At 73.2% G+C, this 13,924-nt stretch carries 14 protein-coding genes; 7 read left to right on the plus strand and 7 right to left on the minus strand.

Translation table 11 applies throughout. The annotated features are described in order from the left end of the window. Positions 1-42: 42 nt before the first annotated feature. Genes FJQ56_RS06125 through FJQ56_RS06135 form a run of 3 tightly spaced genes read right to left on the minus strand, consistent with a single transcriptional unit; the run spans position 43 to position 1,881 of the window. Positions 43-606, minus strand: a complete 564-nt coding sequence (locus tag FJQ56_RS06125) for a nucleotidyltransferase family protein (protein ID WP_140008257.1) — start codon at positions 604-606, stop codon at positions 43-45. A gap of 10 nt (positions 607-616) precedes the next feature. Beyond that, positions 617-1,342, minus strand: coding sequence for a hypothetical protein (locus FJQ56_RS06130; RefSeq protein WP_140008258.1), 726 nt, complete (start codon positions 1,340-1,342; stop codon positions 617-619). Next, positions 1,339-1,881 (minus strand): RNA polymerase sigma factor, encoded by a 543-nt coding sequence (locus tag FJQ56_RS06135; protein ID WP_140008259.1) that lies wholly within the window; start codon positions 1,879-1,881, stop codon positions 1,339-1,341. The genes FJQ56_RS06130 and FJQ56_RS06135 overlap by 4 nt, the downstream gene beginning before the upstream one ends. Positions 1,882-2,002: 121 nt before the next feature. On the opposite strand from FJQ56_RS06135, the gene FJQ56_RS06140 reads away from it, so the two are divergent. Further along, entirely contained in the window at positions 2,003-3,865 is a 1,863-nt protein-coding gene (locus tag FJQ56_RS06140) for a serine/threonine-protein kinase (protein ID WP_140008260.1), read from the plus strand. Between the two features lie 276 nt (positions 3,866-4,141). Here FJQ56_RS06140 and groL read toward each other — a convergent pair whose 3' ends face one another. The 3 genes from groL to FJQ56_RS06155 form a co-directional block, all read right to left on the minus strand. Beyond that, positions 4,142-5,773: a chaperonin GroEL gene (gene groL, locus FJQ56_RS06145; protein WP_140008261.1), complete on the minus strand. Its 1,632-nt coding sequence runs from the start codon at positions 5,771-5,773 to the stop codon at positions 4,142-4,144. A gap of 424 nt (positions 5,774-6,197) precedes the next feature. Continuing rightward, positions 6,198-7,037 (minus strand): ATP-grasp domain-containing protein, encoded by an 840-nt coding sequence (locus FJQ56_RS06150; RefSeq protein WP_170215280.1) that lies wholly within the window; start codon positions 7,035-7,037, stop codon positions 6,198-6,200. A gap of 81 nt (positions 7,038-7,118) precedes the next feature. Then, entirely contained in the window at positions 7,119-7,934 is an 816-nt protein-coding gene (locus FJQ56_RS06155) for an SGNH/GDSL hydrolase family protein (RefSeq protein ID WP_246084008.1), read from the minus strand. A gap of 124 nt (positions 7,935-8,058) precedes the next feature. On the opposite strand from FJQ56_RS06155, the gene FJQ56_RS06160 reads away from it, so the two are divergent. From FJQ56_RS06160 to FJQ56_RS06185, 6 genes are all read left to right on the plus strand, one after another. Further along, positions 8,059-8,415 carry a YciI family protein gene (locus FJQ56_RS06160; protein ID WP_140008263.1) on the plus strand — a complete coding sequence of 119 codons (357 nt, stop codon included), beginning with the start codon at positions 8,059-8,061 and terminating at the stop codon, positions 8,413-8,415. Between the two features lie 52 nt (positions 8,416-8,467). Then, on the plus strand, positions 8,468-9,682 hold the full coding sequence (locus FJQ56_RS06165; protein ID WP_246084111.1) for an RNA polymerase sigma factor: 1,215 nt from the start codon (positions 8,468-8,470) through the stop codon (positions 9,680-9,682). Between the two features lie 183 nt (positions 9,683-9,865). Next, on the plus strand, positions 9,866-11,155 hold the full coding sequence (locus FJQ56_RS06170) for a hypothetical protein (protein ID WP_140008265.1): 1,290 nt from the start codon (positions 9,866-9,868) through the stop codon (positions 11,153-11,155). Continuing rightward, the gene (locus FJQ56_RS06175; protein WP_140008266.1) at positions 11,152-11,862 is read left to right on the plus strand and encodes a class F sortase; all 711 of its coding nucleotides are present in this window, start codon (positions 11,152-11,154) and stop codon (positions 11,860-11,862) included. Before FJQ56_RS06170 ends, FJQ56_RS06175 begins: the two co-directional genes overlap by 4 nt. A 316-nt stretch (positions 11,863-12,178) precedes the next feature. Beyond that, positions 12,179-12,907 (plus strand): SDR family NAD(P)-dependent oxidoreductase, encoded by a 729-nt coding sequence (locus FJQ56_RS06180; RefSeq protein WP_170215281.1) that lies wholly within the window; start codon positions 12,179-12,181, stop codon positions 12,905-12,907. A gap of 110 nt (positions 12,908-13,017) precedes the next feature. Beyond that, on the plus strand, positions 13,018-13,665 hold the full coding sequence (locus FJQ56_RS06185; RefSeq protein ID WP_140008268.1) for a class F sortase: 648 nt from the start codon (positions 13,018-13,020) through the stop codon (positions 13,663-13,665). Here the strand turns inward: FJQ56_RS06185 and FJQ56_RS06190 are convergent. Further along, complete coding sequence (locus FJQ56_RS06190; RefSeq protein WP_140008269.1) at positions 13,640-13,915, minus strand: MoaD/ThiS family protein; 276 nt, start codon at positions 13,913-13,915, stop codon at positions 13,640-13,642. The genes FJQ56_RS06185 and FJQ56_RS06190 overlap by 26 nt on opposite strands. Between the last annotated feature and the right edge of the window lie 9 nt (positions 13,916-13,924).

Here is a 13,924-nt window from a genome sequence, read left to right on the forward strand (position 1 = left end):
CGACGAGCCTCGAGACCACCGCAGCCGACCCACCCGACCCGCTCAGCGCGAGTCGACGTCGCGACCGCTGGCCAGGTCGCCGCACTCGACGCCCACGCACCCGTGCTCCCTCAGGTAGTCCTTGGCGCCGGCGTCCCCCTCGACCGTCGCGGCCGCGGGGAACCAGTGCTCGCGCCCCATCAGCACCGGGTGACCTGGCCGACCGTCGTACGTCGCCCGCGCGAGGCTGTCGGGGCCGGCGGCGACCGCGAGCACCCGGCGCGCGACGTCGGCGCCGACGTCGGGCAGGTCGACCAGCGTGATCAGGGCGACCTCGCCGTCGTCGTGCTGCAGCGCGGACAGCCCGGTCGAGAGCGACGCCGCCATGCCGGTGGCCCAGTCGTCGGCGACGACGACGCGCAGGTCGTCGGGCAGCGGGTCGGGCAGCAGCGCCCGGGCCTCGTCGGCCGCGGCGCCGAGCACGACGAGCAGGTGGTCGCAGCCGGCCTCGCGCAGCACGTCGATGCTGCGCAGCAGCCACGAGGTGCCGTCGGGGTCGCGCACGAGCGCCTTGGGCGTGCCCATCCGCGACCCGCCACCGGCCGCCAGCAGCACTCCCGCCGTCATCCGCTCGACCTCAGCCCGGGAACGCGGTGGCGTAGACGTCGGCCAGCGACGCGGAGTACTCGGCGCTGAAGCCGCACAGGGTCACACGACCGTCGGTCGCGGCCACGAGGTAGCGCTTGCCCTCCTCGAACCTGACGGCCGACAGCAGCGCCTCCATGTCGGGGCCGGGCGCCTGGACGACGACCACGTCGGTCGGCTCGCCGGCATAGAAGCGGGTGGGCGTGATCGTGACGGTGCTGCCGCTGACGGAGTCCACCGTGCCGTCGACGACCGTCGTCTGGCTGGCCACCACGTCGGGGGACGACTCGGGTGTGCGGCACTTGGCGGCGGCGCCACCGGTCGCGGTCAGGTCGGTCACCGACGGGCTGCCGCCGCCCTCGGACCCGGCCGGGTCGCCGTCGGTATCGGCCGGCGCCGACGGCGCGTCACCGGCGGTCGGGGGCGCCTCGTCGTCGCCGCGCGTGGTGGCGAACAGGACGCCACCGCCGATCACCAGGACCGCGGCCGCGGCCACGATCCAGGTCAGCGGGCTCCGGCCGTGCGCACCGTCGGCGCGGGACTCGTCGGTGAGGTCGTCGGTCATGGTGTCCTCCAGGAGTCGGGCCACCCGGGTCGGGTCGGCCTGGGGCAGGGAGGCCGCCGGGTCGACCGAGCGCAGCAGCGCGCGCAGGTCCGCGTCGTCGCCGCGGTCGATGTCGTCGATGTCGTCGCTGTCGTCGTGGTGCTCGTCGGTCATGGCGTCCTCCCCTCCGTCGACTGTTCATGTCCGGCACCGACGCCGATGTTTCGCAGCTCGTCGCGCAGCTTTCCGCGGGCGCGGTGCAGCCGGATGCTCACGGCGTTCGGCGTCGCGTCGAGGACGACCGCGATCTCGGCCGGGGTGAGCTGCTCCCAGGCCCACAGCCGCAGCAGCTCGGCGTCCTTGACCGGGAGTGCGCCCAGGGCCTCGGTGACCGCCGCCTCCTGCGGGCTCTCCCCGCCCGGCCCGGGCGTGCCGACGGCCGGCGGGTCGACGGTCGCCACCCTGGCCGCGACCCGTCGCTGCCGGCGGGCACTGCGGTCGGCGTTGGCCAGGCAGAGCCGGGCGACGCCGTACGTCCAGGCGAGCGGAGCGTCGGGCACCTCGTCGATGCGCCGCCAGCACACGAGCAGCGTCTCGGCCAGCACGTCGTCGGCCGTCGCGGGGTCGGTACGCCGGGCCAGGAAGCGCCGCAGCGGCTCGACGACCTCGGCGGCGACGTCCTCGAACCGGTCGCGGCGGGCCGTGGAGGTCACCCGGACACCGTGTCACACGGCGCCGGGCCGTCCACTCACCGCGACAGGTGGACCACGGCGTTTCGACCGGGCCCCGCAGTGAGAGGCTGAGCGACACCGGTCCGGCTCGAGGAGGTGACCCGTGGCCCGTTTCCCTTCCGTGGGCGAGGAGTTCGGCAGCTATCGCATCGTGCGCCAGCTGGGACGTGGCGGCATGGGTGTCGTGTTCGCCGCCGAGCACCGGGGGCTCGGCCGCACGGTCGCCCTCAAGGTGCTGTCCCCCGAGCTCGCCGCCCAGGACGACTACCGCACCCGCTTCTCCCGCGAGGCCACCGTGCTGGCCCGCCTCGACTCCCCGCACATCGTGCAGATCCTCGACCACGGAGAGCACGACGGCTGCCTCTACATCGCCACCCAGTACGTCGCCGGCGGCGACCTGTCCGGCGCCCTCGGAACCTACGGGCCGATGCCCGCGGCACAGGCCGCCCAGCTCGCCGAGCAGCTCGCGTGGGCGCTGGGCGACTCGCACGCCGCCGGGGTCGTGCACCGTGACGTCAAGCCGAGCAACGTGCTGCTGCGCGAGGTCAGCACCGAGCTCTTCGTCTACCTCTGCGACTTCGGCATCGCCCAGGACCGCGACCCGGGCCTGACCGCGCCGGGCGTGGTCGCCGGCACCTTCGCCTACCTGGCCCCCGAGCGCCTGCGCGGCGAGCCCGCCACCGCCGCGGCCGACCTCTACGCCCTGGGCTGCGTGCTGTTCACCTCGCTCGTCGGCGCGGCGCCGTACGCCGGGAGCGACGTCGAGATCGGGATGAGCCACCTCAACGCGCCGGTGCCGCAGCTGGTGCCGAGCTCGCCGGTGGCGGTCGCCGCCAACGCAGTGCTGCAGCGCTCGATGGCCAAGGAGCCCGGCGCGCGCTACCCCGACGCCCGGGCGATGCGCGAGGACCTGCGCGAGCTCGGCCGGCTGGCCGCGGCGACACCGCACCCGCCCTTGGTGCCGCTGACCCCGTTGACCGGACAGCGGCCGTCGGGGCCGTCTGGTCCCTCGGGGGTTCCGTCGGGCGGGCCGGGCGGCTACTCGTCGGCCCCGCCGCTTCCTCGTCCGGCCACCCCGGTGCCGTCGGTGCCGTCGGTGCCGTCGGTGCCGTCGGTGCCGTCGGTGCCGGCTGCCGCCTGGTCCCCCGGTCCGCAGACGTGGCAGCCCCCGCGCACCCAGCCCCCGCGGCGGCGTACCGCCCTGGTCGTGGTCGGCGCCGTCGTCGCGGTCGTGGCGATCGCCGTCGGGGCCGGCATCGCCGTGGCCGTCAACGGGTCCGACGGCGACCGTCCCGAGGCGGCCGGGTCGACAACCCAGCCCGTCGAGACCTCCGCGACGAGCGATCCCACCACCGATCCGACGACGTCGCCGACCACCGAGCCGACCACCCAGGCGCCGAGCCCGACGCCGACCTCCACGCCGACCTCGAAGCCGACGCCGCCGAAGAAGAAGGCTCCCAAGCCCTTCTACCCCGACGTGAAGGCGGCGACCGGCCCGCGGATGACGCTGGGGGTCGCCTCGCTGCGGGTGCCGAGGGGCTGGGGTCGCATCGACTCCGGGATCGTCGACTCCGGCATCGGCTCGCGCGACTACTCCGACCGCGAGGGCTACTACTCCTCGGTGTTCATCCGGCGCAGCAACCCGGGCTTCAAGATCGAGTCGATCGAGCTGCTCAAGGTCGCCGCGCAGAGCGCCGTGAAGGCCCTGGACAAGAACGACAAGAGCATCCGGCTCAAGAACAGCAAGCTGCTGCGCACCGCGTGGCTCGACGGCCAGCGAGCGGTACGGATCACCGCGACCTACTACTCGCCGAAGGACAACCTGTCGTTCGTCGAGGAGACCTGGTTCGCCCAGCGCGGCACCTTCCTCTACCGGGTGACGTTCCAGCACAGCGCCAGCGACTCGGTCGCCGAGCGGCGCGCCCAGATCGACCCGATGATCGTGTCGTTCCGCTGGAAGCGCTGAGGTCCCGCCCGGGCTGGTGACGCCGCCGGCCGACTCGTGCGATCGAACGAGTCGGTGGGGGGTGGGGGCTGGTCCCCGAGCTCCAACCCGTTCAATCGCACGAGTCGGCCACCGCAGACGGCAGCTCCCGGGGCCCAACCCGTTCGATTGCGCGAGTTGGTCACCGCCGCGGCCGCCGAGAGCCAGGTCTGGACGAAACGACACCGGCCCGCCGCGATCACTCGCGACGGGCCGGCGTACGGATCTAGCAGGCGGTGCAGCCTGGACGGGCTGGACTCAGAAGTCCATGCCGCCCATGCCACCCGAGGGGTCGCCGCCCATGGGCGCGGCCTTCTCGGGCTTGTCGGCCACGACGGCCTCGGTGGTGAGGAACAGCGCCGCGATGGAGGCGGCGTTCTGCAGGGCCGAGCGGGTGACCTTGGCGGGGTCGATGATGCCCTCGGCGATCATGTCGACGTACTCGCCGGTCGCGGCGTTGAGGCCGTGACCCGGGGTCAGGTTGGCGACCTTCTCCGCGACGACGCCACCCTCGAGGCCGGCGTTGATCGCGATCTGCTTGAGCGGGGCCGACGTCGCGACGCGCACGATGTTGACGCCCGTGGCCTCGTCGCCGACCAGGTCGAGCTTGTCGAACGCGGTGGCCGCAGCCTGGACGAGCGCCACGCCGCCACCGGCGACGATGCCCTCCTCGACAGCCGCCTTGGCGTTGCGGACGGCGTCCTCGATGCGGTGCTTGCGCTCCTTGAGCTCGACCTCGGTGGCCGCGCCGACCTTGATGACCGCCACGCCGCCGGCCAGCTTGGCCAGGCGCTCCTGCAGCTTCTCGCGGTCGTAGTCGGAGTCGGACTTCTCGATCTCGGCGCGGATCTGGTTGACCCGGCCCTCGATCTGGCCCTGGTCGCCGGCACCCTCGACGATGGTGGTCTCGTCCTTGGTGATGACGACCTTGCGGGCCTGGCCGAGCAGGTCCATGGTGGCGGTCTCGAGCTTGAGGCCGACCTCCTCGGAGATGACCTGGCCGCCGGTCAGGATCGCGATGTCCTGGAGCATGGCCTTGCGGCGGTCGCCGAAGCCGGGGGCCTTGACGGCGACCGACTTGAACGTGCCACGGATCTTGTTGACGACCAGCGTGGACAGGGCCTCGCCGTCGACGTCCTCGGAGATGATCAGCAGCGGCTTGCCGGACTGCATGACCTTCTCGAGGAGCGGCAGCAGGTCCTTGACGCTGCTGACCTTGGAGTTGGCCAGGAGGATGTAGGGGTCCTCCAGCACGGTCTCCATGCGCTCGGGGTCGGTGACGAAGTAGGCCGAGATGTAGCCCTTGTCGAAGCGCATGCCCTCGGTCAGCTCGAGGTCGATGCCGAAGGTGTTGGACTCCTCGACCGTGATCACGCCCTCCTTGCCGACCTTGTCCATCGCCTCGGCGATGGCGTCACCGACGGTGGTGTCGCCACCAGCGGAGATGGTGGCCGTGGCCGCGATCTGCTCGCGGGTCTCGACCTCCTTGGCCATGGCGGACAGCTGCTCGGAGACGGCCACGACAGCCGCCTCGATGCCGCGCTTGAGACCCATCGGGTTGGCGCCGGCGGCCACGTTGCGCAGGCCCTCGCGGACCATCGCCTGGGCCAGGACCGTGGCGGTCGTCGTACCGTCACCGGCGACGTCGTCGGTCTTCTTGGCGACCTCCTTGACCAGCTCGGCGCCGATCTTCTCGTAGGGGTCCTCGAGCTCGATCTCCTTGGCGATGGAGACACCGTCGTTGGTGATCGTGGGCGCTCCCCACTTCTTCTCGAGAACGACGTTGCGGCCCTTGGGACCGAGGGTGACCTTGACGGCGTCGGCGAGCGTGTTCATGCCACGCTCGAGGCCGCGCCGGGCCTCCTCGTTGAATGCGATCAACTTGGACATAACTTCTGGATCCTCACGATGCAGAGTTCTGGGGATCCGGGGTGGTGGGCTGCCCGCGACGGACGACGCGCTCGGCCGGCGAACCCTTTCTCGCCGACGAGCGTGCCTCAGCTGGCACCGCTCCGGTTGTCACTCTCGTGCTGAGAGTGCCAGCCTCATGTTTAGCACTCGGCCCCCGAGAGTGACAACCCAGGGGTCGGGCCGAGGGTGAAGGGACGGGCTCCTGCCGAGGATGGTCATCCCGCTTGGACCTGGGCTCGTCCGACCCGCGCAATCGAACGGGTTGGTCGCACCGGACGGGCCTGGAAGCCGCCCGACTCGTTCGATCGAACGAGTCGGCGGCCCGGAACCCGTCTCAGCCCCACCCGACTCGTTCGATTGCGCGGGTTGGAGACCCCGACCACCCCACCCCACCCCGCCCACCTCAGCGGCCCAGCCGCACGGCGACCGCGTCGGCGAAGCTCTCGGCGTTGTCGGAGACCAGGTCGAGGTAGAGGCCGGGCTCGGTGATCTCGACCTCGCTGACCAGCAGGCGACCGTCGCTGCGCAGCATGTCGACGCGCGCGTAGAGGATCTCGCAGCCCAGGATCTCGGTGGTGGCCGCGACCGCGTCGACCGCCAGCATCGCCGCCTCGTGGGTCAGGACCGCCGCGACCGAGGTGCCGCCGTACTCCTCGTGCACCCGGATGTCGTGGGGCGAGGCGATCTTGTTGACCTGACTCACCGGGTGGCCGGCCATCACGAACACCGACACCTCGCCCTCGTGGTGGACCGACTCGAGCAGCGGCTGGACGATCCAGGGACCGGCATCGACGGGCAGCCACGTCTCGGCGTCGTGGACGATGACGATGCCGCGGCCACCCGCGCCGACCCGCGGCTTGACCACCGAGGTACCGAAGCGGCTGATCGCCGCCCGCAGGTCGACCGGGTCGTCGGCGACGACCGTCGGGACCGTCGGTACGCCGCCCAGCCGGGCGAGGTCGTCGAGGTACCTCTTGTCGGTGTTCCAGCGGAACGCCTCGACGCCGTGGAGCAGGCGGGGCCCGACGCTGCCGGCCCAGCCGAGGAAGTCAGGCAGGCGCGCATGGTAGTCCCAGGTCGAGCGGACGCACACCAGCTCGGCGTCGGACCAGCCGACGAACGGGTCGTCCCACACGACCCACCGACTGGTGAGGCCGCGCGCGGCCAGGGCCCCGACGAGGAGCTCGTGGCCCACCTCGCCGTCGGGGTAGCTGCTGCTGGTGACCAGGAGGACGTCGGTCACGAGCACCCTCGAAGGATCAGCCACACGGCCCGCCGCATCGGGTCCTCTCGGGTCGTCACGGACCCGGACTGTAGTGCCCTGCTAGCCGGTCCGCGCCGCGTCCGACCAGGCCGCGAGACCGGCCGGCACACCGTCATCCAGGCCCAGTGCGGCCAGCAGCGACGGCAGCAGGGCCGCCGCCGTACGCCGGTACCCGAGGCCGCTGGGGTGGAACCGGTCGAGGCTGAACATCTCGTCGGGATGGGAGATGAAGAACGGCCCGACGACGCGGGCCAGGGACACCACGTGGCCGCCGGCCCGGAGCGTGGCCGCCGCCTGCGCCGAGGCCAGCTGTCGCGACGCCCGCGACCCCAGAGCCCGCAGGGGTTGGGGCACCGGTCGCAGCGCGCCGAGGTCGGGGCAGGTACCGACGACGACCTCGACCCCCCGCTCGCGCAGTGCGCGGACGGCAGCCTCCAGGTCGGCCGCGGCCTGGGCCACCGGGACCCGGTGGGTGACGTCGTTGCCGCCCACCACCACGACCGCGACGTCGGGCGCGTAGTCGTCCGGCAACCCCGCCAGCTGAGCGGCGAGCATGGAGCTCTCCGCCCCGACGACCGCCGCAGTGCGCAACCGCACGGCCCGCCCCGTGCTTTTCGCAAGTCCCTTGGCCAGCCGCCCGCCGAGGGTGTCCTTGCGACGCTCGGCGCCCAGCCCGGCCGCGATCGAGTCGCCGACCAGGAGCAGGTCGAGCGGGTCGCCGTACGCCGACCTCCACACCCGGTCGGCGTCCGGGGGGCCGTCGGCGTGCGGCTTGCCGATGATGCGGCGGGCGATCGCGGCCTGGCGGTGCAGCAGCTCCCGGGCGCCGTACGACGTCGCGGCGGCCCCCACGACCACGGTGAGCACGGCACTCACGGCCACCTGTCTTCTCTCCACGCCCCATCTCCATCAGGACCAGGTGAACGACGGTGTCGATTCGGGGGGTGTCCGCGCGTCACCCGGGTGACAGACTCACCCACACCGAGAGAGGGGACGTGCCATGACGAAGTTCCTGGTGCTGCTCACCGAGGCCGACCACTTCGCCCACTGGGACGCGGCCGGCGATGCCGAGCGCGACGAGACCTACGCCGCCTTCCGCGCCTTCCAGGACGCGGTCACCGAGCGCGGCACCATCGTGGGCGGCGAGGCGCTGTCGTCGACCGACACCGCGCGCACCCTCGGGCCGGGGCCCGACCGCACCATCACCGCCGGGCCCTACGCCGAGACCGTCGAGCAGCTGGGCGGCTTCTACGTGATCGACGTGGCCGACCTCGACACGGCCGTCGAGCTCGCGGGCCTGCTGCCGGCGGCCTACACCCTCGAGGTGCGCGAGTGCCTCGACGTCGAGGTCGGCTGACCTGACGCCGCTCGAGACGCTGCACCGCGACGAGTGGGGCCGGCTGCTGGCCCTGCTCGTCGCCCGGTTCCGACGTCTCGACCTGGCCGAGGACGCGCTGGCCGACGCCTTCGAGGCCGCCGCACGCCGGTGGCCCACCGACGGCCTGCCCGACAACCCACCGGCGTGGCTGCTGACCGCCGCCCGGCGCCGTGTCCTGGACCGCCTGCGCGCCGAGGCCGTGGCCGCCCGGACGCTGCCGGCGCTGGCCGTCCAGGCTGACCTGGTCGAGGAGGCGACACGCGTGATGGCGGACGGCACACCCCCCGGCCGGGCCGGCCAGGCCGGCCAGGTCGGCCAGGCCGGCGCGGTCGACGAGCGGCTGCGGCTGGTGCTGCTCTGCGCGCACCCGGCGCTGGCCCCCGAGGCAGCCGCGGCCCTGACGTTGCGGCTGGTCCTCGGCGTACCGACCGCCGACATCGCCCGGCTCTTCCTGGTGCCGGTGGCGACCATGGCGGCCCGGCTGACCCGCGCCCGCAAGCGGCTGGCCGGCGAGTCGTTCGCGGTGCCGACCGGTGCCGCGCTGGTCGAGCGGCTCGACGGGGTCGCGGCGATCGCCTACCTCGCCTTCACCGCCGGCTACGCGCCGGGCTCGGGCGCCGACGTCGTCCGGACGGCCGAGGCCGGCGAGGCGGTGCGGCTGGTGCGGGTCGTGCGCGAGGTCGCACCGTCCGCGGCCCGCGCCGACCTCGACGCGCTGCTCGCACTGGTCCTGCTCCAGCACTCCCGGCGCGACGCACGGGTGCGCGACGGCGAGCTGGTGCTGCTGTCCGACCAGGACCGCACCCGCTGGCGGCACGACGAGATCGCCGAGGCGCTGGGGCTGCTCACCCCGCTCGTGGCGACGGGCGCGTCCACGCCCTACCTCCTGCAGGCGCTCATCGCGGCCGAGCACGCGGTCGCCGCCACGTCGGGCGACACCGACTGGACCCGCATCGCCGCCTGGTACGCCGAGCTCGAGGAGCTCACCGGCTCCCCGGTCGTGCGACTCAACCGGGCGGTGGCCGTCGCTGAGGCCGACGGCCCCGACGCCGGCCTCACCCTGCTCGCGGGGCTCGACCTGCCCGGCCACCGACTGCCCGGCGTCCGCGCCGAGCTGCTGCTGCGGGCCGGCCGTGCGGCCGAGGCCGTGACGTCGTACGACGCCGCACTGGCCACCTGTGACAACGCCGCCGAGGCCCGCCACCTGCGCGTCCGGCGGGCCGCGGCGACCGCGGTCGGCGGCTGAAGGGCCGAGCAGCGCGCGTCCTCAGGACATCCTTCGGGCGCCCTCTGGGCGTCCTGCGGGTGAACGGAGGACCCATGGGCCCCGTCACCCGGACGGGTGACTGGCCAGTAACTTTTACCTTCGTCCGGTGATTTCTGTCATATGGTGCATGCTCCCCCTCCCCTCTCGCGAAGGCTGCTCCCCATGCGACTGGTTCATTTCCCCCTGTCCTCCCCGCTCCACAAGTCGCTCGCCCTGGTCGGTGCCGGAGCGCTGACGCTGCTCGCAGCGTCGCCCGGCATGGCCGCCGAGCCGGTCGCCCAGGCGACCGCCACCGGCCTGGTCCTCACGGTCGCCAGCACGCCGACCGACTCGGGCACCTACCGCGTGACCAACGACGGGACGTCGGAGAAGGCCAGCGGCGCCAACAGCCCGCGCATCACCGCGCTCGGCGGGCAGTCGGCCATCCAGGCCGGCACCCTCGCGCAGGACGCGTCCACCTCCGTCGTCGACGGCGCCGGACGCTCGGCCGCCTGTGCCGGTCTCGCGGGCGACGGCGCCTCCCTCGTCGAGGCGGGCGAGGGCTTCTGCCTCAGCCCCGACGACAACGCCACGATCAACGCTGGCAGCGTCGACCTCAGCGGCCTCCAGATCGTCCAGTCCGACCTGCTCGCCGGTCTCGACACCCAGCTCCAGACCGCCCTCGCCCCGCTGCTCAACGCGGTGCTCCCGGCCCTGTCCGACGGGCTCGAGCAGGGCCTGACCGCACTCGGCGACCTCGACGTGTCCCTCGACCTCGGCGCCGTCCAGAGCCAGTGCTCGGCGGTCGTCGGCAGCGCCTACGGCGACAGCCAGCTCACCGACGCCGACCTCTCGGTCGAGGTCGCAGGCACCGACGTCACGCTCCTGGCCCTCCCGGTCAACCCGGCGCCCAACACCAAGGTCGTCACCGACACCGACCAGTTCGTCGACGCGGTCGTCGACGGCCTGCAGGTGCAGCTCTCGACCGCGCTCGACGGCGCGCTCGACCCGGTCACCCCGATCCTGCAGCAGCTCGAGGACGCGCTCAACGACAACATCCTCACCGCCCTGTCCGACCAGCTCGCGCCGATCGAGGACAACCTCCTCGACGTCACCCTCAACAAGCAGGTCCGCCCCACCGACGACAGCATCGAGGTCACCGCCCTCGACCTGCGCCTGCTGCCCGCCGCGGCACAGTTCGTCGACCTGCTCGACATCGAGATCGGCCGCACCACCTGCGGTCCCAGCGCACGGGTCGCGGTCGCCGCGCCGACCGACTCACCGAGCACCACGCCGTCCGACGTCCCCACCCCCGCCGTGCCGACGTCGATCCCCGCTGGTGAGGACGCCGCGCCGCGCGCCACCGCCGACGGCTCGATCAACGGCCTGCTGGCCACCGGGGCCATCGTCCTGGTCGCCCTGCTGGCCACGGCCGGCGGCGTCGTCAGCTTCCGTCGCACGCTGCGGGGTTGAGCAACCCACTCGACATCACCGGTGGCCGGGGCGCGAGCTCCGGCCGCCGGTGGCGTCAGCGCGCACTCCTGGTCCTGGTGCCCGTGCTGGTCGCGGTCGTGATCGTCGCCGCTGTGGTGCTCGGCGGTCGCGAGTCCGACCCGTCGACGCAGGGACCCGGGTCCGGCTCGGCGGCGGAGCAATCGAGCACCCCGACGCCGACCCCGACCGCGCCGCCCACCTCTCGGGCCACGCCGGCGCCGCCGACCAGGCTCATCGTCCGCTCGCTCGCCATCGACGCCCCGGTCGTCGACATCGACCTCGGGACCGACGCGGTCCTCGAGCCGCCGTCGGACCCCGACCTGGTCGGCTACTGGACCGGCAGCGCCAAGGTGGGCGCCACCCGGGGACGCACGGTGATCACCGGACACACCGTCCAGCGCGGCGACGGTGCCCTCGACCGCCTCCCCCGGATCAAGCGGGGCGCGACCGTCACGCTCGCCGACCGCACCGGAACCCACCGCTACCGCGTCACCGACAACCTCTACGTCACCTACAAGGACGTCGCCAAGCGCGCCCAGGAGATCTTCGGGCAGACCACGAAGGCGCCCGAGGGGGCTCCGCTGGTGCTGGTGACGTGCACCGAGTTCAACGGCCGCTTCTACGAGGGCAACTCCATCGTCGTCGCCGAGCCGGTCGGCCCCGGCCGGGCCGACCCGGCCGCGTAGGGCGTCCGTCGAGACCTGCGCAGCGCCCTGTGGTCTCGAGCGACGTCTCGCCGGTCGAGGTATGGCGGCGTTCGGCTCGGGCGGTGAGTGAGCCACCGATCTGGTGCCCGAGCCGGGTCGGTTCGGTGGCTGACGCACCGCTGGCCCGGCGGCCTGGTTGAGCGGTGGGTGAGCCACCGTTTGCGGTCGATCTGACGCTCGGTTCGGTGGCTGACGCACCGCTGACCCGGCCGGCGCCTCGACCGGATGACACCCAGACCGAGATCGAAGCCTCGACCGCGGGCTGGCGAGGCGCAGGCCTGGGAGGATGCCGCCCATGACACGACGTTTCGAGCACAAGCGGGTCCTGGTCACCGGTGCGTCCGGCGGCATCGGTGGGTCGACGGTCGAGCTGCTGGAGGCCGAGGGCGCGACCGTCGTGGGGCTCGACCTGGTCGCCGGCGAGGGCGTGCTCGGCTGCGACGTCAGCGACGCCGACTCGGTCGCCCACGCCGTCGGCGCGGCCGTGGAGACCCTCGGCGGGCTCGACGTGCTGGTCAACGTGGCGGGCGTCGACCGCTTCCGCCGCTTCGAGGACCTCGACGTCGCGACGTGGCAGCTCCACCTCGGCGTCAACCTCACCGGGCCGATGCTGATGAGCCACGCCGCACTCCCCCACCTGCGCGCCAGCCGCGGCAACATCGTCACCATCGCCTCGATCGCCGGGCTGCGCGCCCAGCCCTTCCAGGCGGCGTACTGCGCCTCGAAGGCCGGCGTGATCGCGCTGATGAAGTCGCTGGCCCTCGAGCTGGCGACCGACGGCATCCGGGTCAACACGATCTGCCCCGGCGGCGTCCAGACCGACCTGCCGACCCGGGCCGCCGCGGAGCACTCCGGGGCCGCCGGTGCCGCGATCGACTGGGACCTGCTGATGGAGACCTCGGGCGCCCGGTGGGGCTTCATGCCGCCGCGCGACATCGCCGACGCGGTGGCCTACCTGGCCTCCGACGCGGCGGCCTCGGTCAACGGCGCGGTGCTGTCGGTCGACCGCGGCACCGCCTGCTGATCGACACCGCCCGGGGGCGTGGTGACGTGGGACACTGCAGCGGTCCCCGTGCTCCCCGGGGGTGAGGGGACGACCCCGCGGTCTCCCACACCGATCCAGTGAGGTCTCCGATGGCTGCCGACACCCCGCGCCCCTCGTCCTTCGACGCCGCTCTGTCCGCACTCACCACGGCCCTGCTCATCGTGTCGGTGGCCGGCGTCGGGTGGGGCGTCGTCGCCCCGAAGTCCGACGGCCCGCAGGCCGCTCCCCGGGCCACCCCGAGCCAGCCCGTGCGCCTGCGGGTCCCCTCCCTCGGCATCTCGGCCGAGGTGGTGCCGATCAAGCTGGGCTCCGACGCGGTGCTCGAGCCGCCCGAGGACGCCGACACGGTGGGCTGGTGGAACGGCAGCGCGCTGCCCGGCGCGCGGACCGGCCGGGTCGTCATCACCGGCCACACGCTCAGCCACGGCAAGGGCGCGCTCGACGACCTGGTCAAGCTGCGCAAGGGCGGGATCCTGCTCAGCACCGGCACCGGGACCCGGCGCTACCAGGTGACCGACCGGCTGGTCGTCGACTACGCGACCGTGGCCGAGCGGGCCCGCACCCTGTTCGGGCAGAAGGACCGGGCGCCCGACGGCGCCCGACTGATCCTGGTGACCTGCACCGACTACAACGGCCGCGTCTACGAGAGCAACGTCATCATCGTCGCCAAGCAGGTGCCCGACCGGCCCGCCGACCAGCGGGCGGGCGCGACTAGCCGCCGGCGACCGCCGGGATGACCGAGACCTGGGTGCCGTCCGGCGTCGGCGTTGCCAGGTCGTCGAGGAACCGCACGTCGTCGTTGCCGACGTAGACGTTGACGAACCGCCGCAGCTTGCCGTCGTCGTCGAGGATCCGCGCGCGGATGCCGGCGTACGACGCCTCGAGGCTGTCGAGCACCTCGGCGAGGGTCGTGCCGTCGGCACTGACCTCCGACTGCCCGTCGGTGTAGGTGCGCAGGATGGTCGGGACGCGGACGGAGACGCTCACGGTGGTTCC

This window comes from Nocardioides plantarum (assembly GCF_006346395.1).
In the GTDB taxonomy this organism is placed as follows: domain Bacteria; phylum Actinomycetota; class Actinomycetes; order Propionibacteriales; family Nocardioidaceae; genus Nocardioides; species Nocardioides plantarum.